The 23025-nt window shown below is 39.4% G+C and carries 20 protein-coding genes; 10 read left to right on the top strand and 10 right to left on the bottom strand.

Going from position 1 to position 23025, the window contains the following annotated elements:
• Window positions 1–171: 171 nt before the first annotated feature.
• A complete protein-coding gene (locus tag AC06G9_RS05800) occupies window positions 172–1353 on the bottom strand; it encodes a thiolase family protein (RefSeq protein ID WP_480957670.1) in 1182 nt (393 codons plus the stop codon).
• Between the two features lie 374 nt (window positions 1354–1727).
• On the opposite strand from AC06G9_RS05800, the gene AC06G9_RS05795 reads away from it, so the two are divergent.
• Window positions 1728–2915, top strand: a complete 1188-nt coding sequence (locus AC06G9_RS05795; protein WP_346570413.1) for an acyl-CoA dehydrogenase family protein — start codon at window positions 1728–1730, stop codon at window positions 2913–2915.
• 46 nt (window positions 2916–2961) lie between these two features.
• Window positions 2962–5085 carry a 3-hydroxyacyl-CoA dehydrogenase NAD-binding domain-containing protein gene (locus tag AC06G9_RS05790; protein ID WP_480957669.1) on the top strand — a complete coding sequence of 708 codons (2124 nt, stop codon included), beginning with the start codon at window positions 2962–2964 and terminating at the stop codon, window positions 5083–5085.
• A 198-nt stretch (window positions 5086–5283) separates the two neighbouring features.
• Here the strand turns inward: AC06G9_RS05790 and AC06G9_RS05785 are convergent, their stop codons facing one another.
• From AC06G9_RS05785 to prpB, 3 genes are all read right to left on the bottom strand, one after another.
• Window positions 5284–6735, bottom strand: coding sequence for a bifunctional 2-methylcitrate dehydratase/aconitate hydratase (locus AC06G9_RS05785; RefSeq protein ID WP_480957668.1), 1452 nt, complete (start codon window positions 6733–6735; stop codon window positions 5284–5286).
• A gap of 68 nt (window positions 6736–6803) precedes the next feature.
• Window positions 6804–7958: a bifunctional 2-methylcitrate synthase/citrate synthase gene (gene prpC / locus AC06G9_RS05780; protein WP_293927947.1), complete on the bottom strand. Its 1155-nt coding sequence runs from the start codon at window positions 7956–7958 to the stop codon at window positions 6804–6806.
• Window positions 7939–8835 carry a methylisocitrate lyase gene (gene prpB / locus AC06G9_RS05775; protein ID WP_293927950.1) on the bottom strand — a complete coding sequence of 299 codons (897 nt, stop codon included), beginning with the start codon at window positions 8833–8835 and terminating at the stop codon, window positions 7939–7941. Before prpB ends, prpC begins: the two co-directional genes overlap by 20 nt.
• A 678-nt stretch (window positions 8836–9513) precedes the next feature.
• On the opposite strand from prpB, the gene AC06G9_RS05770 reads away from it, so the two are divergent.
• A complete protein-coding gene (locus AC06G9_RS05770; RefSeq protein ID WP_248754430.1) occupies window positions 9514–10092 on the top strand; it encodes a hypothetical protein in 579 nt (192 codons plus the stop codon).
• Window positions 10093–10278: 186 nt separating this feature from the next.
• Here AC06G9_RS05770 and AC06G9_RS05765 read toward each other — a convergent pair whose 3' ends face one another.
• Window positions 10279–10854 carry a hypothetical protein gene (locus tag AC06G9_RS05765; RefSeq protein WP_293927953.1) on the bottom strand — a complete coding sequence of 192 codons (576 nt, stop codon included), beginning with the start codon at window positions 10852–10854 and terminating at the stop codon, window positions 10279–10281.
• 642 nt (window positions 10855–11496) lie between these two features.
• Between AC06G9_RS05765 and AC06G9_RS05760 the strand changes: the two genes are divergently transcribed.
• Complete coding sequence (locus AC06G9_RS05760) at window positions 11497–11760, top strand: helix-turn-helix domain-containing protein (RefSeq protein WP_293927956.1); 264 nt, start codon at window positions 11497–11499, stop codon at window positions 11758–11760.
• A gap of 142 nt (window positions 11761–11902) precedes the next feature.
• Here AC06G9_RS05760 and AC06G9_RS05755 read toward each other — a convergent pair whose 3' ends face one another.
• On the bottom strand, window positions 11903–13594 hold the full coding sequence (locus AC06G9_RS05755) for a sodium/sugar symporter (RefSeq protein ID WP_434441274.1): 1692 nt from the start codon (window positions 13592–13594) through the stop codon (window positions 11903–11905).
• Window positions 13595–13764: 170 nt separating this feature from the next.
• Here AC06G9_RS05755 and AC06G9_RS05750 point away from each other — a divergent pair, with 170 nt between their 5' ends.
• Both AC06G9_RS05750 and AC06G9_RS05745 read left to right on the top strand, forming a co-directional pair.
• On the top strand, window positions 13765–14337 hold the full coding sequence (locus AC06G9_RS05750; protein ID WP_045752477.1) for a hypothetical protein: 573 nt from the start codon (window positions 13765–13767) through the stop codon (window positions 14335–14337).
• Window positions 14334–14807, top strand: coding sequence for a hypothetical protein (locus AC06G9_RS05745; protein ID WP_045752478.1), 474 nt, complete (start codon window positions 14334–14336; stop codon window positions 14805–14807). Before AC06G9_RS05750 ends, AC06G9_RS05745 begins: the two co-directional genes overlap by 4 nt.
• A 164-nt stretch (window positions 14808–14971) precedes the next feature.
• On the opposite strand, the gene AC06G9_RS05740 is transcribed toward AC06G9_RS05745, so the two are convergent.
• Window positions 14972–16843, bottom strand: a complete 1872-nt coding sequence (locus AC06G9_RS05740) for a M1 family metallopeptidase (RefSeq protein WP_480957667.1) — start codon at window positions 16841–16843, stop codon at window positions 14972–14974.
• Between the two features lie 181 nt (window positions 16844–17024).
• Here AC06G9_RS05740 and AC06G9_RS05735 point away from each other — a divergent pair, with 181 nt between their 5' ends.
• From AC06G9_RS05735 to AC06G9_RS05720, 4 genes are all read left to right on the top strand, one after another.
• On the top strand, window positions 17025–18353 hold the full coding sequence (locus AC06G9_RS05735) for a BamA/TamA family outer membrane protein (RefSeq protein WP_480957666.1): 1329 nt from the start codon (window positions 17025–17027) through the stop codon (window positions 18351–18353).
• 60 nt (window positions 18354–18413) lie between these two features.
• Complete coding sequence (locus AC06G9_RS05730; protein WP_480957665.1) at window positions 18414–20495, top strand: TonB-dependent receptor; 2082 nt, start codon at window positions 18414–18416, stop codon at window positions 20493–20495.
• Window positions 20496–20972, top strand: a complete 477-nt coding sequence (locus tag AC06G9_RS05725) for a GNAT family N-acetyltransferase (RefSeq protein ID WP_045755862.1) — start codon at window positions 20496–20498, stop codon at window positions 20970–20972.
• An 86-nt stretch (window positions 20973–21058) separates the two neighbouring features.
• Window positions 21059–21658 (top strand): LURP-one-related/scramblase family protein, encoded by a 600-nt coding sequence (locus AC06G9_RS05720; protein WP_045755861.1) that lies wholly within the window; start codon window positions 21059–21061, stop codon window positions 21656–21658.
• A gap of 37 nt (window positions 21659–21695) precedes the next feature.
• Here the strand turns inward: AC06G9_RS05720 and AC06G9_RS05715 are convergent, their stop codons facing one another.
• From AC06G9_RS05715 to AC06G9_RS05705, 3 genes are read right to left on the bottom strand one after another with little or no spacing between them, the layout of a single operon-like run.
• Window positions 21696–22046 carry a hypothetical protein gene (locus AC06G9_RS05715; RefSeq protein WP_480957664.1) on the bottom strand — a complete coding sequence of 117 codons (351 nt, stop codon included), beginning with the start codon at window positions 22044–22046 and terminating at the stop codon, window positions 21696–21698.
• Between the two features lies 1 nt (window position 22047).
• The gene (locus AC06G9_RS05710) at window positions 22048–22593 is read right to left on the bottom strand and encodes an RNA polymerase sigma factor (RefSeq protein ID WP_480957663.1); all 546 of its coding nucleotides are present in this window, start codon (window positions 22591–22593) and stop codon (window positions 22048–22050) included.
• Complete coding sequence (locus AC06G9_RS05705; protein ID WP_094772780.1) at window positions 22593–22940, bottom strand: DUF6249 domain-containing protein; 348 nt, start codon at window positions 22938–22940, stop codon at window positions 22593–22595. Before AC06G9_RS05705 ends, AC06G9_RS05710 begins: the two co-directional genes overlap by 1 nt.
• Window positions 22941–23025: the final 85 nt, after the last annotated feature.

The following is a 23025-nucleotide window of genomic DNA, read 5'->3' as shown; positions in this document are numbered from 1 at the left end:
TAATATAGAAAGGAAAATTTAAAAAGCAATTTTTTTATTATTTTATTTTTTCATCACCCATGAATTGCACGCCATTAAAGTTCATTTTTGATCCATAAACCATATCAAACAAAAAGACCGATTATCCATTATACATAGATAATCGGTCATTAAAAACCCACTTCCGCAAGACTACTCACATGTTTTAAGAATCATGGCAGATGCTCCTCCGCCACCATTACATATCGCTGCTAATCCATATTGTCCACCTTCTTGTTGCAGCACACTTGTTAAGGTTACTAGAATTCGTGCACCTGAACAGCCTAAGGGATGTCCTAATGAAACTGCTCCACCGTAAACGTTTATTTTTTCCAAGGAAATATCCAGTATCCGTGCATTTGCCAATGCCACAACGGAGAATGCTTCATTGAATTCAAAGAAATCGATATCGTCCAAAGTCAGATTGGCTTTCTGTAGTACTTTTTTCACTGCCAGACTTGGTGTTGTGGTAAACCATTCGGGTTCTTGCTCTGCATCCGCATAGGCTATAATTTCAGCTAAAGGCTTTAAACCGAGTTCTTCCATTTTTTCGCCTGACATCAACAATAATGCTGCGGCACCATCACTTAATGTGGAGGCATTGGCAGCCGTGATGGTTCCTTCTTTCTGAAAAGCTGGTTTTAAGGTATATATTTTATCAAAATTAACTTGTGTGAATTCTTCATCCTGTTTTACAATCTGCTCACCTTTGCGCGTGGATATAGTAACGGGGGTCACTTCTTTATCAAACTTTCCTTGCTGCCATGCATCACGGCTTCGGATATAAGAAGAGACGGCATATGCATCTTGTTCTTCTCGATTAACGCCATATTTAGCGGCACACAATTCGCCAAAAACACCCATGGCATCTTGAGAATAAGCATCACTGAGTCCATCTCGCTGTACACCATCGACCAAAGTTTGATTTCCATACTTCGCTCCCCAACGTGCAGCAGGTACATAATAAGGAACCCGGCTCATGCTTTCCATACCTCCTGCCAATACCGTTTCGGCATCGCCTAATAAAATAGCTTGCGCACCCAATGCCACCGCCTTCATGCCACTTGCACAAACCTTATTAATGGTAGTTGCGGGAATATGATCAGGTAGACTGGCATATTTCGCCACCTGCCGTGCTGGGGCCTGTCCCAGATCAGCCTGCAAAACACAGCCCATTAACACTTCATCGACTTCTGTTCCATCAACAGTGGCCTGTTGCAAAACAGCAGTCACAGCATAAGCGCCCAGCTCTGTTGAGCTCAAGGTGGATAGTCCTCCCCCAAAGCTTCCGATTGCTGTACGCTGTGCAGCGACAATAAATACTTTTTTAGTCATCGTTTATTATTTTGGTTATCTATGCTACTACCTTGTCCTGTGTAAGCCTGAAATCTGCATCGCGTGAATACAGATCGGTGTACACTTAAACATAAACTTTTAGGAGTAGCTCTATCATAAAGTTATGTTTAAAGGTACAAAAATAGTAAACAGTAAATCAACAGCTTAAGGAGATATTTTAATTTTACCTGAAAAATTGCTAAAAAAAGGCTAAAAACAAGCTAAAAACAGGGAACTACCTGTTTTAAAAACAGTTTCACAAAATTTTAACCTTCAAATAAATGAAAAGATCATCTTTTTAATTTAATTTAGCTTCAAACTTATTTGGAACACTAAGTCCAAATTAAAGTATAACCAATATAACTTAATAGCATATGCAAGCAACACAATTAACCGTTGAGCATCACGTATTCCGCGAAAGTTTAAAAGCATTCATCCGCAAAGAAATCCTGCCCCATATCGATCAATGGGAAGAGGAAGGAAAAATCGATCGTTCTATTTGGAAAAAAATGGGCGATATGGGCTTCACAGGACTCAATTATCCGGAAGCTTATGGCGGACTTGATTTGGATTTCTATTATTCGATGATTTTGTGCGAGGAGCTTTCTCATTGTTTTTCTGGAGGATTTACCATTACGGCATTGGTGATCCAGTATATGTCGGCTCCTTACTTATTGAAGTACGCGTCTGAAGAATTAAAAGAAAAATATTTAAAAGGGGTTATTGCTGGAGATCTGATCAGCGCTGTAGCCATCACTGAACCAGGGGCGGGATCCGATGTGCAAAAAATAAAAACAACTGCGATCCGTGAGGGAGATCATTACATTATCAATGGTTCTAAGACTTTTATTACGAACGGTTTTTATGGTGATTTTTTTATCACCGCGGTAAAGACTGATCCGAGCAAGGGAAGTAAGGGTATCAGTTTAATTTTGATCGATCGCCATGCAGCTGGTGTGAGCGCTACCAAAATCAACAAAATGGGATGGCACGCTTCGGATACTGCTGAATTGGGTTTTGATCAAGTCAAAGTGCCGGTATCGCACTTGATTGGGGAAGAAGGTGCTGGTTTTAGTTACTTAATGGATGGATTGCAACTGGAACGTCTTACGGCTGCAATTCATAGTATCTCCACTGCTGACTCGGCTCTTGCCTACACGATGGAGTATATCAATAAAAGAGAAGCTTTCAAACAAAAGATTCAGGATTTTCAAGTGGTCAGACATCGTGTAGCACAAATGGTCGCCGATATAGCGGTCACAAAAGCTTTTATCTATTCATGCTGTGACTTACAACAGTCGGGAATGTATGCGGTTAAAGAATGTTCAATCGCTAAACTACAAGCTAGTGAACTCGCGGTTCGTGTCGTGAACCAATGTTTTCAATTTTTTGGCGGATATGCTTTTACAGAAGATTATAAAATAGCTCGCTTGTACCGTGATGTTCGCGTAGGTACGATTATCGGTGGTACTTCTGAGATCATGCTGGAAATCATTGCTAAAATGACCATTGATAAGGTCAACTATCAACAACAAGCTAGCACGCCTATTGCTTCAAATTAATTTCGAGATCGATCGTTTAGATCGATTTTTTACATAAATGATTATTATGGACATTGTGAAAAATATCAGCTTCATGCATTTCCAGAGCGAAAAAGATGACAAAGGAATGGTATTCATCAGCCCGATTCATACGGCCGATACCAATCAAGGGGAATGCCTTGATCTTTTGGAAGAATTTGTTGCTGTTATGACAAAAAATATCGAAGATGCAGAGGTGACAGGAATAGTCTTCAACAACCCCCTTGGTCAACAAGCCATCGACTACGAAGCATTGCTGAACCAAGCAAAAGAAGGATCTCTCGTCAAAAAGCGCTTGACCAAGCTGGTTATGAGCTGGAACCAGCTACAAGAACAGGGTAAGCCTATCGTGGGGATCATCTTGGATGATAGTCAAAGCTTTCAACTTTCGGCGATGCTCTGGGCACATTATCGCATTGCTTTAGGACAGGTAAAATTGGGGTTTCCAGAAATTAAACTGGGGCTATTTCCAGGATTGGGAGCTACCGTACTGGCTACGCATCTACTCCCGTTAGATGCTGCATTGTCTTTATTGACACAAGGGAATAACATAACAGCTGAACAAGCAAAATCGATAGGACTTATTGACGAAATCGCACCCGATAAAGACGCTGCACTACAGCTTGCGCGAGCATGGATCCTCGATCCTGTAAACCGTGCGAAGTCAAGTACAAAAAGTATCTGGGACGAAGAGCTTTGGCATCAACTAGCTGACCCTATTAGAAAACGGTATGCTCTCAGCCCAAACATCGCATGTTGTCTACAAGTAATGGATAAGAGTACAGCAATTTCAAAAAGGGAGGCGCTAGAACTTGAAATTGAAAACTATATCAAGGTCCTCCAAGATCCAATAACATGGAGTATCATCCGCACACAACATGTTGCTGTTCAAGAAGCGATCAGTTCCTCCGGACCTGTAGACAACAGTGCCTACACCATAAAAAAAATAGCGGTGCTGGGTGCCGGGATGATGGGATCTGGAATTGCTTTTGAAGCCGCTCGGGCAGGTATTGATGTCATCTTGAAAGACGTGACCATTCATCAGGCGGAACAAGGAAAAGCATATGCTGAGAAAGTATCGTCTAAATGGGTAGAATTGGGAAGAATGGATGAGGAAAAAAGACAGGTACTCCTTTCCCGTATCCATCCTACAGATCAGCTCGACAATTTTGGTGAAGTGGATCTCATTGTCGAAGCTGTATTTGAAGATAAGAAACTCAAAGCTGCAGTGAGCATTGAAACACTTCCTTTCCTGAGCAAGGAAGGATTTTTTGCATCCAACACGACCTCTCTACCCATCAGTGAATTGGCATTGGTCAGTCCTAAGCCAGAAAACTTTATTGGTCTGCATTTCTTTTCACCGGTAGATCGTATGGCTTTAGTGGAGGTCATTAAAGGAAAAAAAACGAGTGAAGAGACCTTGGCTAAAGCGTTAAAAGTCGTGCGCAAACTGGATAAGATTCCGATTATTGTCCATGATGGTCCCGCATTTTTTACTTCCCGTATTTTTTTTAATTATTTATTGGAAGCTGTCACAATGTTGCTAGAGGGTATTCCAGCGGCATTGATTGATGAACAAGCAAAACATGCAGGATTTGCGGTAGGGCCGCTTGCAGTACTTGATGAAATTTCCTTAGCGCTGATGCTACATGTGTATGATCAGTTGCCACAACTGCACCCTAGCCAAAAACGGTGTTACCATTATTTGGAGACACTGGTAGAGGCTGGACGAAATGGTCGAAAATCGGGTAAGGGTTTTTACGATTACGATATGGGATCTGGAAAAAAAACAATCTGGCAGGATGCTACCCTACCCAAATTGGACACCTTACCAAAACTGGAAACTATACAAAATAGGTTGTTGCACGTGATGTCACTCGATAGTTACCGATGCTTAATAGAGGGTGTACTGGATCGTCCCATAGATGCCGATGTTGGTGCGACCCTGGGTATAGGATATCCTGTACAGACGGGTGGTGTATTTGGTCATATGGATCAGGTAGGCCTTCAGCAATTTGTGAAGGACTGTCAAACTTTTGCACATTTAGGTGAGCAATGGATCATTCCAGAATCTCTGGAGGAGCTAGCAAAAGAAAATTATAAATTTTACTCAGGACTACAGTCAAATTGGCCTGTTGAAAACAAAAACTGATGTATTCAAAAAAAGCCTGCTTGTTCATTTGATAAGCAGGCCTTTTTTATGGACGATAGTGATCTAATAACGCAGTGACTAGTGACGCAGTAACAAAGTGATTAGTAACGCAGTGACTATAGTGACCAGTAACGCAGTAACAAAGCGAATTCCTAACTTTCTAACACTATAACCTCCTAACCTGTTAACCTTCTCACCTTATTTCATCATCAAATCAACGACATGATTGACATCCATATCAATAAAGGTATCGTAGTCCAATGTTGCCTTTAAGATCTGTTTTTGTTGCTTATCTGCAAAGATACGGGCTAAATTAATTTTATATTTTTCAATTAGTTTAGGAATTCCTTCATCGCGACGACGGGGATGGCCTATTGGATATTCAACCAGAACCTCCGCGAGCACGGTACCATCGTTGAGCGTGACCGTAAGTCCATTGGCAATGGCTCTCTTTTCAGGATTATGGTAATCTTCCGTAAATTGAATATCTTCTACACAGCTCATTTTATCGCGCAATATATCGATACGCTGATCTGCTGCTACCTGATTTTCATAATCTTCAGCAGTCAGTCGGCCAAATAACAAAGGTACTGCGACCATATATTGTATGCAATGATCCCGATCTGCAGGATTGTGCAGCGGTCCCTTCTTATCAATAATACGTATGGCTGCCTCATGGGTACGAATTTGAATATGGGCAATATCTGCTGCTGTTTTTCCGATAGCTTTTAACTGATCGTATAATTGCATCGCTGCTTCAACTGCTGTCTGTGAGTGAAATTCGGCTGGAAAAGAAATCTTAAATAGGATATTTTCCATGACATAAGAGCCATAAGGCCGCTGAAATTTGAAAGCTTGTCCTTTGAAGGACACATCGTAAAATCCCCATACAGGTGCTGAAAGTACCGAAGGGTATCCCATCTCTCCCGTTTGAGCCATTAATGCCAACTTCACTGCACGAGATGTCGCATCACCGGCAGCCCATGATTTTCGGCTCCCTGTATTAGGAGCATGACGATAGGTACGCAATGCCTGCCCATCGACAAAGGCCAAAGAAATGGCATTGATCAACTCCTCGCGACTCAAACCCAACAATTTACCAACAACAGCGGTAGATGCCACTTTCACTAATATAACATGGTCTAAACCGACTTTATTAAAAGAATTTTCCAAAGCCAGCACACCTTGGATCTCATGTGCCATGATCATCGCTTCCAGCACCGCCTTTGTTTTCAATGGTTTTTCCCCATTAGCGATCCGTGTTCGGCTCAACCAATCTGCCGTAGCCAAGATCCCGCCCAAGTTATCCGAAGGGTGTCCCCACTCGGCAGCTAACCAGGTATCATTAAAGTCTAACCAGCGAATAATAGCACCGATATTAAAGGCCGCTTGAATCGGATCCAATTGATAGGAAGTGCCTGGTACTTTAGCCCCATGAGGGACTATGGTGCCCGGTACAACAGGTCCTAATAATTTGGTACAAGCGGGATAGGTCAACGCTTCAAAGCCACATCCCAGTGTATCTAAAAAACAGTAAAATGCGGTGTTCCATGCCACTTTACTTTCGACTTTATAATGCAGGACATAATCCGCAATATCAGCTAATACCTGATCAGCTTGCGGTCTGTCATTCGAAATTTGTGATGCCATTTTATTAAAAAAAACTATTAAGTGTATATATAAATTACCATACTAATCCTCAGATGCTATCGCCTATTTTACCGCTCGGAAAGAGGAACAAAAGGTCGATTTTCGGGACCTATGTAGTGCGCACTCGGTCGAATGATCTTACCATCTTGTCGCTGTTCAAATACATGTGCAGACCAGCCCGTAATCCGTGACAAGACGAATAAAGGGGTAAACATTTCAGTCGGAATGCCCATCAAATGGTAGGAAACCGCCGAATACCAATCCAGATTTGGAAACATTTTCTTTTCCTCCCACATCACTGATTCCAAACGTTCGGCAATAGCATAAAGTGTCATATCACCAGCTTCTTCGGAAAGCTCTTTAGCAATCTGCTTGATCACTTGATTGCGTGGATCAGAGATCGTATAAACAGGATGTCCGAAACCAATGATTACTTCTTTATTGGCTAACCGTTTTCGAATATCAGCTTCTGCTTCGTCAGCATCGGCATACCGGCTCTGTATTTCAAAAGCAACTTCATTGGCTCCGCCATGTTTTGGACCACGCAGTGCTCCGATAGCTCCAGCAATACTCGAATAAAGATCTGACCCAGTACCTGCTATCACACGTGCGGTAAAGGTTGAAGCATTAAACTCATGTTCGGCATAGAGATTAAGAGATACCTGCATCGCCCTGACCCATGATGCTGGCGGGGGAGTTCCATGTAAAAGATGTAAAAAATGTGCACCTAATGTTCCATCCGTGGTCTCCACATCGATCTCACGTCCATGCTGGCTAAAGTGGTACCAATATAGCAAAGCAGAAGCCATGGAGGCCATCAAACGATTGGCAATATCACGTGCTCCAGCAATGGGATGACTCTCTTTTTCGGGTTGAATACTCCCAAATACGGAAACATAGGTACGAAGCACATCCATGGCGTGCGCTGTAGTTGGCAATTGTTTTAATACTTTTTGTATCGCAATCGGCAACCCACGCTGGCTAATTAACTGCGCTTGATAAGTGGTGAGCTGAGCCTTGGTCGGTAAACTCCCATAAATCAACAAATACGCTACTTCTTCAAAACTAGCTTGTTCGGCAAGTTCCAAAATATCATAACCGCGGTAGTGCAAATCGTTACCACTTTTGCCAACTGTGCTTAACGCTGTATTGCCAGCTTCCACACCGGATAATGCCACGCTTTTCTTGGGTTTAAAACCCTTTTCATTTGTTTCTATCATCATGCTTACTATTGAACAATTGATCTAATCTATTTTCATATGCGTAATAATTAATGCTACGGTACAGTTCTTCCCGCGTCTGCATATGGGGTATTACAGCAGCTTGCGTACCATCTTGCCGTATATGTTGGTATACATTTTCAGCTGCCTTATTTGCAGCTCTAAAAGCAGAAAGTGGGTATAGAATAATGGAAACACCCACTTGGGATAATTCTTCTCGGGTGAACAGCGGCGTTTGACCAAATTCGGTGATGTTGGCCAAAATCGGAAGCTGGGTAGCATCGCTAAAGCTTTGATATTGCTGCAATTCATGGACAGCCTCTGCAAAAATAAAATCTGCACCTGCTTCTTTGTAGGCCACTGCCCTTTCCAGTGCGGCCTCCAGTCCTTCTGAGGCTAAGGCATCCGTGCGGGCACCAATGACAAAGGTTTGATCCGTTCTAGCGTCTACTGCAGCCTTGATACGATCGACCATTTCTGTTTTTGACACCAATTCTTTTCCCGGTCGATGGCCACAACGTTTTGCTCCAACCTGGTCTTCCATATGTACGGCCGCGGCACCAGCTTTTATCAAGGATTGAATAGTCCGCGCTATATTAAATGCCGATGGACCAAATCCAGTATCAATATCAACCAATAATGGCAGCGGGCATACATTGGTAATCCGTTGAACATCGACCAAGACATCTTCCAGTGTTGTGATCCCAAGGTCGGGAATTCCTAATGAACCAGCTGCTACACCCCCTCCTGATAAATAAATGGCTTGAAAGCCGGCCTGTTGAGCCAATAGCGCATGATTAGCATGGATAGCGCCAACTACTTGTAATGGTTTTTCATTCTTGATCGCTTCTCTAAAAAGAAGACCTGCGGTTTTTATCATATAATTGGATATTATAAAATTAGCGCGAAAGCCGAGCTGTGATGCATGACACCTATTTTATTATTTTTAGAGACTATTTTTCAGCAATTATAAGGTGCTCAATAACCTCCGTTTCTGCTAAAGATAAGAAAAATAAAACTTGAAAATGCAAATAACGAGGAGGAAATATCTTGAAATTGTATGCAATACACAGTGTAATCAAAAATACACAACAAGCTGATTCACAAAGCTTTTAAATGATTAAAATACGTAAAAAAAATAGATGGTAGTGAGGCTATAATTGGGGTTTATCAAAGCAAATTCAATTGAAGATCATAGAGAAGCGAACCCGATCATTGCTTCAACATCCAATCATTTTTCAATGGATCATTATCCATCTTAAAACCATTCGTTGAGCGCTCACCTTGTTGCGCTTATGCACAAACAGCACTGCAAAAACAATAAGTTGATCCCAGATTTTAAATCCGGTAACACATGAACGGTCAATAGACCAAATTTCTATTTTTAATGCGTGTATATTAGTTTTTTAGCTATTAAAAATTTTACAGTTAAAAATTAGAATGAAATTGCTGTAGCGGTAATTTGTAAGTTAAAACTAAAAGAAATTAAAACTTTTATTTTCTTTTACTGTTATATAATAAACAAGAATCGTTAATTATATAGAAAAACTTAAGACTCATGAAAAAATTAGCACTACTACTTACAATAATGGGGGGAATAGCTTTTGGTGCAAATGCTCAAAGAATCGAAACTATTCCACAAAGTTCAGCAGATGTTGGCACTGCTCCAATCAAAAAGGGTAACTGGATGGTCGGTGGTTCCTTGGCAAATCTCGGTTATAGTTTTGAAGGAAAAGCCTTTAATGTCAATGTACAACCAAGAGCTGGTTATTTTGTCTCGGATGGTATCGCTATTGGAGCTCAAGCTAACTTAGGTTTTATAGCTGTAAAAGATCATGATAATGAGTGGAATTATGGTATTGCACCGTTTGTACGCTATTACTTCCCAGAGGGATCATCTTCGTCAGGTCGCTTTTTCGGACAGGGAGATATCGGTATCGCGGGTAGCTCAGTCGGAAAAGGGGCATCGTTGGCCTTGGGTGCAAATCTCGGTTATGCGCACTTCATCACAAGAACAGTAGCACTTGAGGCGACTGTGGGCTATAATTACACAAAATCAAATGTAAACTTAGGCGAAAAAGCCTCAGGTCTGGGCGTAGGACTTGGTTTCCAAATCTACTTACCTGGACAGCGGTAGGTGACAGATTGCAGAAAGAAAATAGAAAAGGCCTATACAAATTCGTACAGGCCTTTCTAGCGGATTACGCTTTCATATAATAATTGGTAAAAATATGATCTCATCTCCATCATGCAGCACGCCTTGTGGAATTGCAAACTGTTTTGGAAAAAAGTAAGCCCCAGCTCGGTCTCATCACTGCGCCTATCACGACATCATGACCATAGGTTTAATGGTCATAACCGTCTGTTCGTGCCAGCTGGTCGCAGCTGGACAGCCCATCATTTCATTAAAATAAATATCAGAGACGACCTGTTCTTTTTCTAATCGCACCTCCAGATGAAATCTAGTATTCAGATCGTTCAGGATTCTCTGTTGATATTCTTCCCTCTCTGTTGCTGCCGGCAATGTAAGTTCATAACAATAAAGATGGTTTTTTTTCCAGACTCTTAGATCTCCACATTCCTGATCATGGACATAGTGACATCGGTCGCAATTGTATACAAAAATACGGGAGACAGGAAAAGCACCAGATAGGCCAAAAGCAAACAGATAAAATTCATAGATTGCCATATTAACTAAGGAGATTCGGAGCACATCCGCATGCTCATCGCGGACTACACAACTGTATGAATCCAAATCTTCTAATAATGGGATGAACTGCGAATAATAGCGTTCTCTAGGCTTTATCTTTAAAATACTCTTGAGCGGCTGTTCCCGATTATGGGATTGAAATTCTCTTGTCTGACGAGTCTTAAAGCGTTCTAGCAGTAATGTTTTCATTGTAATTAGTTATAATTTGGTTATCCTACCTATTAAGCATTTTATCACGAAGTTTGTCCAATACCAACTTCCCCGAATCTTCCCATAGACACCATCCATGATTATTATTAAAAACCGACCCACCTTCATTACGTAAAAACAAGAGGTCTAAATACATAAAGCTATCGTTGACTTACCAAAGAAAAAATACTATATTTATCGTGTCAAGAATAAAATAGCAGATTTCTTTTCATCGTATCATTCAATAGAAAAGCGGGTCGGTAAAAATTATAAGGTAGGCCACCATCCATAATCAATTTCATACAGCATGAAGGCGAAAACATGCTGCAAAGGAAGACCAATAACCTATTAATTTTTAAAGATTTATCCATTTATTCTCGATAACATTTGATGTTCTTTGTCAATACTACTTGGAAAACGCAATGAACCTGAATTTGAGATTGACATTGCCAACAGTGTCTAGTTTGCATTTTCATAATTTATAATTGGTTATTGAATCTTGTTCAACTTATTTTGTTTTCATTGCTGTTATATCCATTTGAATCGTGAATATCAACAGCAATTGGTAGAAAACTTAGTAAAAACTAAGTGAAACAAATATAATTACTTAGCTAATACTAAGCAAATATTTTTTAAATTATTATGCCTAAATCACTTATAGAATTTGAAATTGTCAGCCTGGTCCGCAAAAAAAGGAAAGATTTGAATATGAGTCAAGCTAAGATTGCCGCACTCATACAGGTCTCTGCGGGTTATATTGGTCAAATAGAAATGCAAAGTTCGGACAGTATGTATTCTTATGATCAATTGAATAGACTCGCGCTATTGTTTCATTGTAGCCCTAAGGAATTTCTCCCGGAAGAACCTATTGAATCACGTATTTCGGAAACAGCACCGCCTGAGTAGGCAATCTGGATTAGATCTGAAGAAAGGCGCTAAACCAGTGTCTAATAAAAAATCTTAGGGAAATAAAAACGGCATCCAGTGGATGCCGTTTTTTAATGGTATATATATCGACCCTGTTGTCCGCATCTATATACGAGATTTGTTACCAATAAATAGAATATAAAGCGACCACAATCATCACGACCAGCAATGATCCGATTACGAAACCGTTGTGTGCTTTAAACATTTTGGTATCGATTTCCAGTCCTTTAGGAACAATTCCGCGTTTGTTGTCAATTAAACTAATGATCACCATAAAGATGACACAGATGATAAATACAAAACTCATCCGGTCAATGAATGGAATTTCATAAATACCTGTAGCTGGATTTAATACCGAGAAACCTGTACTTGATAAAAATGAAAGATCCATAAGATCGGGTAATTTTTTGAAAAGTACGGATAAAATAAATCCACCAATTGTTGCAAACATAGCTGCATTTGAAGTCGTTTTCTTCCAGAAAAAACCTAGAATAAACATGGCAAAAATGCCTGGAGAAACAAATCCTGTATATTCTTGGATATATTGGAATCCTTGTTTTCCTTCTCCCATCAGTGACTCGCCCAAGATAAGTGCTAAACCTGTACCTAAGACCATGGAAACGATGACTGCTAGTTTACCCACATTGACCAAGTTCTTTTCAGAAGCATCTTTATGGATTGCTTTTTGATAGATATCTAAGGTAAAGATGGTCGCAATACTATTTGCTTTTCCTGCTAATGATGCGACTATAGCAGCGGTTAAAGCAGCAAAAGACAGACCTTTCAAGCCTGCGGGAAGTAGCGTCAGCAATGCTGGATATGCCTTATTTGGATCTTGCGCACCTGTTGAGGTCAATAAACTGGAAGAATCGATAGCTCCTAGATTTTTATTGACAATATAGTACACAGCAATACCGGGTATCACTACGATCACAGGCATCAGTAATTTTAAAAAGGCGGCAAATAAGAGGCCATTTCTTGCCGTAGGCAAAGAAGCTCCTAATGCACGCTGTGTGATATACTGATTACAGCCCCAATAACTTAAATTTGCAATCCACATCCCCCCGATCAATACACTGATACCTGGTAGATCCATATAATTAGGATTATCTGTTTTAAATATCATATGAAAATGCTCTGGAGCATCATTGTGTAGTGTCGTAAAACCTGCTAATACCCCGTTGCCATCTGATATGATGTTTAATGCCAAGTACGTAGCAACTAAACCTCCTAATACTAAGAAAAATACCTGAATAACATCTGTATAGCCAATTACTTTCATTCCTCCCAGAGTAATAATAATGGCGAAAACAGCTAATAACATAATACAGAGGGTCAAGTCTAAACCAGAAATACCGCTGATGGCAACAGCTCCAAGATAAAGGATAGACATTAAATTGACCACGATATATAGCATGAGCCAAAACACAGCCATGATCATCGCTACAGTTCCGTTATAACGCTGGTTGAGGAATTGAGGCATGGTGAATATCTTATTTTTAAGATAGACAGGCATAAAGAATATAGCCACAACAATCAATGTGATGGAAGCCATCCATTCATACGCAGCAATAGCAAGTCCCATCTTAAAGCCGGAACCGCTCATCCCAATAAATTGTTCTGCAGAAATGTTTGACGCAATTAATGAAGCACCAATGGCCCACCAGGTCAATGATCCCTCTGCTAGGAAATAATCCTTTGCACCCTCTGAAGCTGACTTCTTTTTGTAGTAGATCCACAAACCATAAGAAGCAACGATTATAAAGTATACAAAAAATACAATATAATCCTTCGTACTTAAAATAGTATTCATTATGTAAGATTAATTAGATTTAGTTATGAAATTGAGGCTAAATATAGAAATATTTATTTCAGATTTTCATATTTATTGAAGTAAAATCCTGAGGCTATCGATTTTAAGTATTTAACAATTGTGTGATTTTACTGTTTCTTTATCAATTTTCTTTGTATTTTTGCCCAATAATGTCAAAAATATCCTCAAATAGAGTTATTCGCTATAGCTCTCTGGTGATGCTTTTCATCATACAACTATTGTTTTTATTAGCGATTTTCAAAGAAAACAATTCTACTATTGCACTATCGTTCTTCATCGTTCTGATTTCTTTTCTATTACTCTTTTCATTTTTTAAGTCACCTGTCCATCACAATAAATTAGCTTACGAAAAAGTTTATATTGCGGTCTGGGTACCTATTGGAGCTGTGAGCTGTTATTTTTTAAATCATCAATTTGGCTTAGGTTCTGTTTTTTCTGCAAGTTTGGTTGGACTGGCCGGTGCACTAATCCCGTACCTCAATAAAAAGTCAGACTACCTATCGCACCTGCCCCCTGCTATTTATTGCGGTTCATTTGTCGGTATGTCCAACACGAGAGTAGCACATGATATTTATTTTATATTAGCTGCTAGTATCTGTACAGCAGTTCTGTTAATCATATCAAAAAGTTTACTAAATGGAGTTGGAGGCAAGCTGGGAACACTTGCTTTTGCTGGAGTAGCCATTACCTATCTGATATTATTTCTTTTTTCAAGAGCATGATCTATACAGCCATCCTCATCTTTACAGGAATATTTGGGAGTTTACTGACCTACTATTTTAACAACAAACTCAAACTCGGAGGTGTCCTATCCTCTTCGTTACTAAGTAGCATAGTTGCTGGATTTGTTCATTTTTTTCCTTCGTATATACCCCAAGAACTGGTCAGTCATATCCCGCTTATTTTCATTGGTTCATCGTTCGTTGGTATGGTCTCGAGCAATCAATTGTCGACCTTCATCGGTGTTTCTTTATCTGGTCTTGTCTATAGTTTGATCTATATCAATACCAGCAAATTTTTTGATGGCTTTGGGGGTGCCTTGGGTACTTCTGCCTGTATCTCGCTACTCGTCATCATGAGCATACCTTATCTACGATCCAATCATAAAATGACTCTGGGTATCTTTCAGCTACGCAGGATGATGTTTAAGGAAAAAAGAAAAAGACGCCATCCTAAGAAATTAAATGATTGATCTGGAGATCTGCATCTTCGTTTTATCATACTTAATTAACGAAGACGCTTAACGTCCTACATAAATTAATAACGGTCTGAGTACTGTTATCTTTATTTTCAACAAAAATAATATACCCAAACCGTTATTAATAAGATCACGAATGAGAAGCGATAAAAGGAGACTTACAGCCTTACCCGATTATCGTCGCCTGTGTAATCCATAAAAATATCATTATCCAAAACAACTTCTTTTACCTGACCCTTTGTTTTCAGTTTTAATACGATTGAACTTTGATTCTTTTCCCATACTTGTGGTGTAAAATGAACTTTTTCTTTTTGACCATCTGTATAATTCAGAATAACATCAAATGGTATTGCAAACCCGCCTGCATTTTCAATGGTCAACGTCATTCCCTTTTTCTTTTGATCGACCTTTGCCAACTTCAGATCGATATAATGATTACTGAAATACCAATTGTTCCAAAACCAATTTAGATTTTTTCCGGATCCCGTATTAAAAGAGTAAAAATAATCCCAAGGAGTCGGATGTTTACCATTCCAGTTGTCCATATAATGGTGCAAAGCTTTTTTGAAGAGTTCGTCCCCGAGGTAGTCTTTCAATGCCAGATAGGACAATGCTGATTTGATATAGGCATTATTACCATAACCTTTGCCACTTAACTGCGAGGATAAAGATATCAGTGGTTGATCTTGTTCCGTAGCAGGATCTTGAATCCAACCCTGCACACGAAATTCTTTAAATAACTGCTTTGCCGCCTCTTCCCCATTTTCTTCTATTCCGATCAATAACTCCAACGCTGTCGCCCAACCTTCATCCATAAATGCATATCGGGTTTCGTTAGTCCCCATATAAAATGGGAAGTAAGTGTGTGCTATTTCATGATCTACTGTTTGCCTCGCATCCATAAAATTGTCGGGCACACTGCTATCATTGACCATCATGGGATATTCCATATCGGCAAATCCCTGCACAGCAGTCATCGTTGTAAATGGGTACTCTACTCCTGGCCAATGTTTAGAAAACCAATCGATACAATATCGTTCCCAACCGACGTATTGCTCAAAATCTTTAGTACCGTTGAGATAAGCTGCCTGTACGCTGACTCTTTTGGTCTTCAATTGCACACTGGAAGCATCCCAAACATAGTGATTGCTCAAAGCAAAGCAAAAATCAGAAATATGGTCAGCCTTGAACTTCCAGCTATTCCAAGTTTGCTGTTTTGTAACCTGCTGATCTTGCATTTCTTTTAAACTCGCCACTTGAATCACTTGGTCCGTGCCCAATGATTTCTTAAAGCGCTGCAAGATGTCTTGCTGCAAAACTTCTTCAGGATTTAAAAAACTTCCAGTGGCCCAGACTACATAATTTTTAGGTACGCGGATTTCAACTTGATAATCGTTGAAATCATGATAAAATTCTTGACGTCCATTATGTTCCAACATATCCCAACCATTGTAATCATCATATACGGCAATACGCGGATATGCGTACGCACAATAATATGTTCCTGGATCTATCTGTCCCTCACGATCACTGGATAATGATAAAGGATACTCCCATTCCATGTCCACAGTTACAGTCGATCTAGCACCAATAGCCTGTTTTAATTTAACCCGATTAGCAGTTGTCCACTCCTTGCTGTCTATACCATACACCTGACCATTTAATTTGAATGACTTTAGCTTCAGTCCCGAAGTAAGGAAATCGGTATTGACGTCAGATGCTCTCGCGGCAGTGGGTTTATGCACATTATTAGCAAAGTGGATCACGAGATCATGTAGGGCATCGGGACTATTATTCTCATAAACAATATGTTGTTGACCCGACACTATTTTTGTTTTTGGATCAACGGTTATTTGGATCGTATATTGCCCTCTATTTTGCCAATAATTTGCACCAGGTGCTCCTGTTAAACTCCTTGTTTCCTTTTGATATGCCTGCTTGATATGACGTGGCGTGTAAAGCTCCTGCCCATGTGCTAAAAGACTACAAGTGAAAACGTATACTAAACTGAAGAGAATCTTTATTTTCATGTCATGATTTTTTTGTTAAAGATAGGGAGTTAGATAACGCCGTACAACTCAGGTCGCCTGCCTGTATGAAAAATGAGGGGCAAGAAATATCAGAAGTGTTTCTTTTAACTATATTTGTACACAATCTCTGCACATAATATCCGATAAAATTTATAAAAAACAGGAAAAATAAACTTGATAAATGAAAAAACAGCTCCTTAAATTAGACATATTTGACATCGTAACAGCCTATTTAGCGCTTTTTTTCATCACTTTTATTAGTCCTACCCAAGCTCAAGTTACACTTGTATCGGATTCGTCACGTGTTGAATCCCAATCCAACTATGTACAGCATAAGATTGACTCTAACTCCACCTATCAATACGATATTTCGGATTTATTTCGTAATATTTTTCATCCCAAGAAGGAGCGAAATCCATATAAAAAACGTTCAGGAATTACCCTTATGCCAGGGATCGCACTAAATCCCACTATTGGAGCACAAATTGGTATCAAAGGCGTCGCAGGCATTGTATTGGGGGATAAAGCAAACACCATGATGTCAACTGCAGCATCGACAGCGTCTATTACCACAAAAGGGATCATGGTCTTTTATGTCAGTCACAATATCTACACAAAAGAGAATAAATGGAATATCCAAGGAGGATGGGCGATTGTTAAAATGGTCAATCCAGATGCAGGCTTAGGGATGACAAAAACATTTTCGGGGCAAAGTGACGATGATATCCTGACCAATCCGGACAAGAACTTGTTTGTATACAAGTACACTTCCTTTAGCATCAATGAAAAGTTATATAAACGCGTTTCTGATAATCTTTTTCTAGGTGCCGGATTTGCATTTGATATCCGCAAAAATATCACAGCATCGACTGAAAATAACGACAACCCTAATTATGTCTATAGCCAGCGTTATGGATTTAATCCAGAAAAATACAATTCAAATGGTCTCCTATTCAATGTGCAATACATGACCCGTGATAACCCAAATCGTGCTTACAAAGGGATATATTCGGATATCGGAATACGGATGAACCAAGAATGGATGGGGAGTAGTAAAAACGCGATACAGCTTACGACCGATTTTAGAAAATATTTTAGCCTCTCGGAGGAAAATCCAGAGCATGTCCTTGCTTTTTGGAACTATGGATCGTACCGTATATCGGGACGACTCCCCTACTTGGACCTGCCGGGAACTGCAAAAGATAATTCGCTGAGATCAGGGAGAGGCTATACCCTCGGTTTTTTCAAAGGACTGTCTTACTTCTATAATGAAGCTGAATATCGTTTCCCGATCCTTCGAAACAAATTTATCAGTGGTGCCACATTTTTCAATATTCAATCTACCAACAATGATATGGACAGCAAACTGTTTAAATCATGGCGGGCTGCAGGTGGTGCGGGATTACGCATTTTATTTAATAAAGCGACCCGCACGAATCTATGTATTGATTATGCTATAGGAGGATATCAGCAAAGAGGTGTGTTCTTGGGACTCAATGAAACTTTTTAAAAAAGTCTTAATAAAAGTTTTTCACTATTTTAGAGCAAATATTTTGAGACCCGATACCCTATGCCTGTGATTAAATCTGCTTTATCCTATTTATTATTTATTCCGACGTGCCTCTACGCCCAAGATGCAAAAAAAGACACCATCGCTTCTTATCAATTAGAAACGGCGAAGGTTTCTGGGTATTTGACAGAACAAGCCCTACTGACCACGCCAAGCTCGGTATCGATCGTTGGGCAAAAAGCAATCCTTGGTCAAAATAGTGCGACCTTATTGCCTGGCTTAAATACGGTACCGGGTCTACGTATGGAGGAACGATCGCCCGGTAGCTATCGTCTGGCACTCCGCGGAAGTCTGATCCGTTCGCCTTTTGGTATCCGGAATGTAAAAATATACAGCGATGAGTTTCCTATAACTGATGCTGGAGGAAATACATACCTGAATCTGATTGATCCTGCTTCCATAGCACAGATCGAAGTGCTCAAAGGACCTGATGGTTCTATTTTTGGACCAAATTCGGGAGGGGTGATGATCATAAAACCCAATGGATTTCAAAAAGAGGGCGCATCTAAAACATCACTTAATATGGCGGGTGGATCTTTTGGATTTGCACAACAGCAATTTTCTACGCTCCAACATATCAATAAAAAATATCGCTTTGCAGTAGATCAAAGCTTTACACGATCTGATGGTTATAGAGAGCATACAGCATTAAATAAAAAAACATTTCAGACAGCGCATTACTGGGATTATAGTGCACAGGCAAGTTTAAAAGTATTGGCGTTTTACAGTGATTTAAACTATCAGACACCGGGAGGACTCACGCTGGAACAATATCAAGAAAATCCTCGTGCTGCAAGACCTGCCACGGCAAGTGTCCCATCTGCAAAACAACAAAAAGCAGCAATCGATAATAAAACCTGGTACGGAGGAGTATCTCATAAAATTAAAATCAGTGATAGACTGAGCAATACAACTACAATTTTTGGTTCTTCATCCAAGGTTGAAAATCCATTTATCACCAATTACGAATTTAGGGACGAGCGCAATCTAGGTTACCGAAGTTATTTTTCTTACGAATCGCAAGATCAATGGAACTGGCAATTGCAAGTCGGTACGGAAGGTCAAAAGGGTTGGTACGATATCGCTAACTATAATAACAAAGGTGGTATTCCAACCGATCTTCAGGCTGAGGATAAATTGGAGAACTGGCAAAACTTCTATTATGCGAGAGCTAAAATGATTATCGCCAACAAATGGACAGTAGAAGGTGCTATTGGATTAAATCAAAATCAGATCGCTTATAGACAATTGCACCCGACGGCTTCAGCACAAAAGGAACACCTTTCTTTGGGTACAACTTGGATGCCCAAGATGGCAACATCTTATTTGCTGAAGCCAAATCTAGCTATACGCGGTTCGATATCCTCTGGATTTTCAGCACCAACCATTGCTGAAATCCGGTCTTCAGACAATCTCATCAATACAACATTAAAACCGGAGTCTGGTTATAACCAAGAAATTGGATTAAGATGGGAAGGAATGAATCGCCGCCTGATCGCTGATATTTCGTATTATCAGTACAAAATGAATAATGCCATCATTCGTCAATTGAATGAGAATGCTGTCGAATATTATCAGAATGCGGGTAAGATCAAACAAAAAGGAGTGGAAAGTTCGATCACAGCTTATCTCATGACACCGTCTACAGCACATGATATCGTACAATCACTGTACATCAATTCGAATGTTACCTATAATAATTATCGATTTGCCACCTATCAAGTAGGAAAAGACCGTTACGACAACAACAAGCTTACGGCTGTGCCCGACTGGATTGTTGTACATACGCTGCAGCTGGATCTTGCTCATCAGATCGGTCTTAATCTGCAACATAATTATACCTCAAAAATGCCATTAAATGATGCTAATACGGCTTATGCTGAATCTTTTCATCTGATTCAAGCAAAAATGCAGTGGGGCTTTAAATTTTTAACAGACCTACAGGCTAACCTTTATCTTGGTGTTGACAATTTGTTGAATGAAAAATATAGTTTAGGTAATGATATCAATGCTTTTGGGGGTCGATATTATAACGCAGCTCCTACTCGAAACTTTTTTGCAGGACTAAAATTGAGTTATTAAATGAAAGAGAACTACGCTATTCAAAAACTTGCTGATGGTACTCCTATTCCTTATGAGCTATTGTTGCTCGCGGACGAAACCAAAGAAGCTATTAACAAGTATATTTTTGATTGTACCATCTTTACCTTAATCAATGAAAAGTCTAATGATCTAGTTGGGGTGATGGCGATCTTACAACTGGATCAAGATACTCTTGAACTTAAAAATATGGCAATCGCAGCCCATGAGCAGTCCCAAGGTTTTGGAAGTGATATGCTCTCTTTCTTAAAATCTTACGCACGAGATCAACAATGTCAACAGATATGGGTGGGTACTGCAGATATCGGATATCTACAGCATCGTTTCTACATGCGCAATGGATTTGAAATGGATCATATCCGCAAGAATTTCTTTTTGGACCATTATGATGTTCCTATTATTGAGCATGGCATACAAATGAAGCACATGCTTGTTTTTTCATATCGTTTAAAAACGTAAACAAATTAAAAAACAACATATCATAATATAGTCATTTATATATATCTTTAAAAATACTAGCTTTATATAAAAGCGTATCTAAAACCATGAGCAATTTCAATTATCCATTAAGCTTTCTATTTAAGATTTCTACTTTTCATAATGATTTTACAATCAAGGATAGTGAGGATCGTACGCTATTTTACGTTCGTCAAAAACTATTCAAATTAAAAGAGGAAATCATGATTTTTTCCGATGAAAGTCGATCAGAACAACAATACAGTATAAAGGCAGACCGTTGGCTAGATTTCAATGCCAACTATACGTTTACGGATCATAAAACGACTGAAATCATTGGAAAGGTAGGGCGTAAAGGCATGCGGTCCATTTGGAAAGCAAATTATAATGCATTTGACCGAGATGGTGTAGAAGATTACAAGATCCAAGAAGATAATGGATGGGTAAAAGTTGGTGATAGCTTTTTAGGAGAGATCCCGATCCTCAATATCCTCACGGGATATCTTTTCAACCCTTCTTATACCATGTATGATAAAGAGGGAAACAAGGTCTTACAACTCCAGAAAAAACCTTCTTTTTTCGGTCGTAAATTCACATTGGACAAGCTCGCAGAAGTCGATCCCAAAGATGAAACTAGATTAATTCTTTGTTTTATGATGATGATCTTACTCGAACGTGAACGGGGCTAATATAGAAAAGGAGCATATTGGTTTGCTCCTTTTTTCTTTATATTTTTTTTATTAAACGGTTCAATTGATATAATTTGACAAGTCTGTCAATAAAAAACAGAATCAATAAGGCATAAATGATTTGGGAAACCAATAGTGCATTTTCCTGTTGTGGCAAATTGATGTTAAGATCTCTCCAAGATCTGCTTAGTAAATAATTCAATACTAAGCCCAATAGCATACCGGCCAGGAAAAAGTACATTCCTTTTTTTCTATCTTGCAAAACGGCAATAGACTTTTTCTCATCCTGCTCGATAGTCAGCATAACCCGACTTTCAAAATCTGAAAAAGGCATTTTAATTTTGCTGCTCTGCATCAACGATTTCATTAGTTCATCTTTATTCTCCATGCTACACATTTGCTTTATTCATTAATTTCTTCAATATGCCATACATGCGTTTACGACCGCGGTGCAAGATCACACGTGTATTGGCATCAGTCCATCCGGTTATGAGGGCAACCTCTTTAATGCTTTCTTCTTCCAGATAAAATAGGCGTAATGCTAAACTTTCATTGGCAGGTAGTAAGCAAAGTGCTTCATTAATAAATTGACTTCGCTCCTCTTCTTCCAGTAACGTAAGTTCATGCTCATCGATCACCTCCTGATTATAATCAGGCTGAAAATCTAATACTTCAATTTTGATCTTGCGCAATCGCATAAAGGCTGTATTGACTACGATTCGGTACAACCAGCTGCTAAATTTAGACTGCTGTTGAAACGTATCCAATTTATGGTAACATTTGACAAAAGCATCCTGAGCGACTTCTTCGGCAAGCGATTCGTTCTTCACAATACTCATTGCAACAGAAAAGACCATATCCTGATACTTCTGTAAAAAATACCGAAAGGAATGCCGATCTCCCGCTAACACTTTATCAATATACTGTTGATCCATCAATCCCTGTCTTGCTTGGGTTTATCTACATAGCTTGCAACAACCATCGCAATACCACCACAAAGTACAATAAGCGAAACTTTTAAAACTGCAGTAACGGGCTGCACCTGATACTGCGTCATTAGACCAACAATCAACAGTCCTACTCCGATTCCTACAGCTAAAATACCTAAACGTAGCCATTGTGAGATCTGCACCTTCTTTTTATAAAACTGAGATAAATCAAGCCCCGCTTCTATCAATGCCATACGCTCTTTGTTGCGAGCTTGAAAATAGTAATAAAGCGTAAAAAAAATTGTGCTAAATAAGGATACAACCATAATAGCAATCACTGTTTCTTCATTCATAATTTATATTTTTCTGATTAGATGCATGCAGATTATCAAATGTTACAGCTCAGCGCTAAAAATTGAAAAAAATATTCTTCTCTAC

This window comes from Sphingobacterium sp. MAE (genome assembly GCF_056711605.1).
This window is presented reverse-complemented; position numbering and strand designations above follow the sequence as displayed.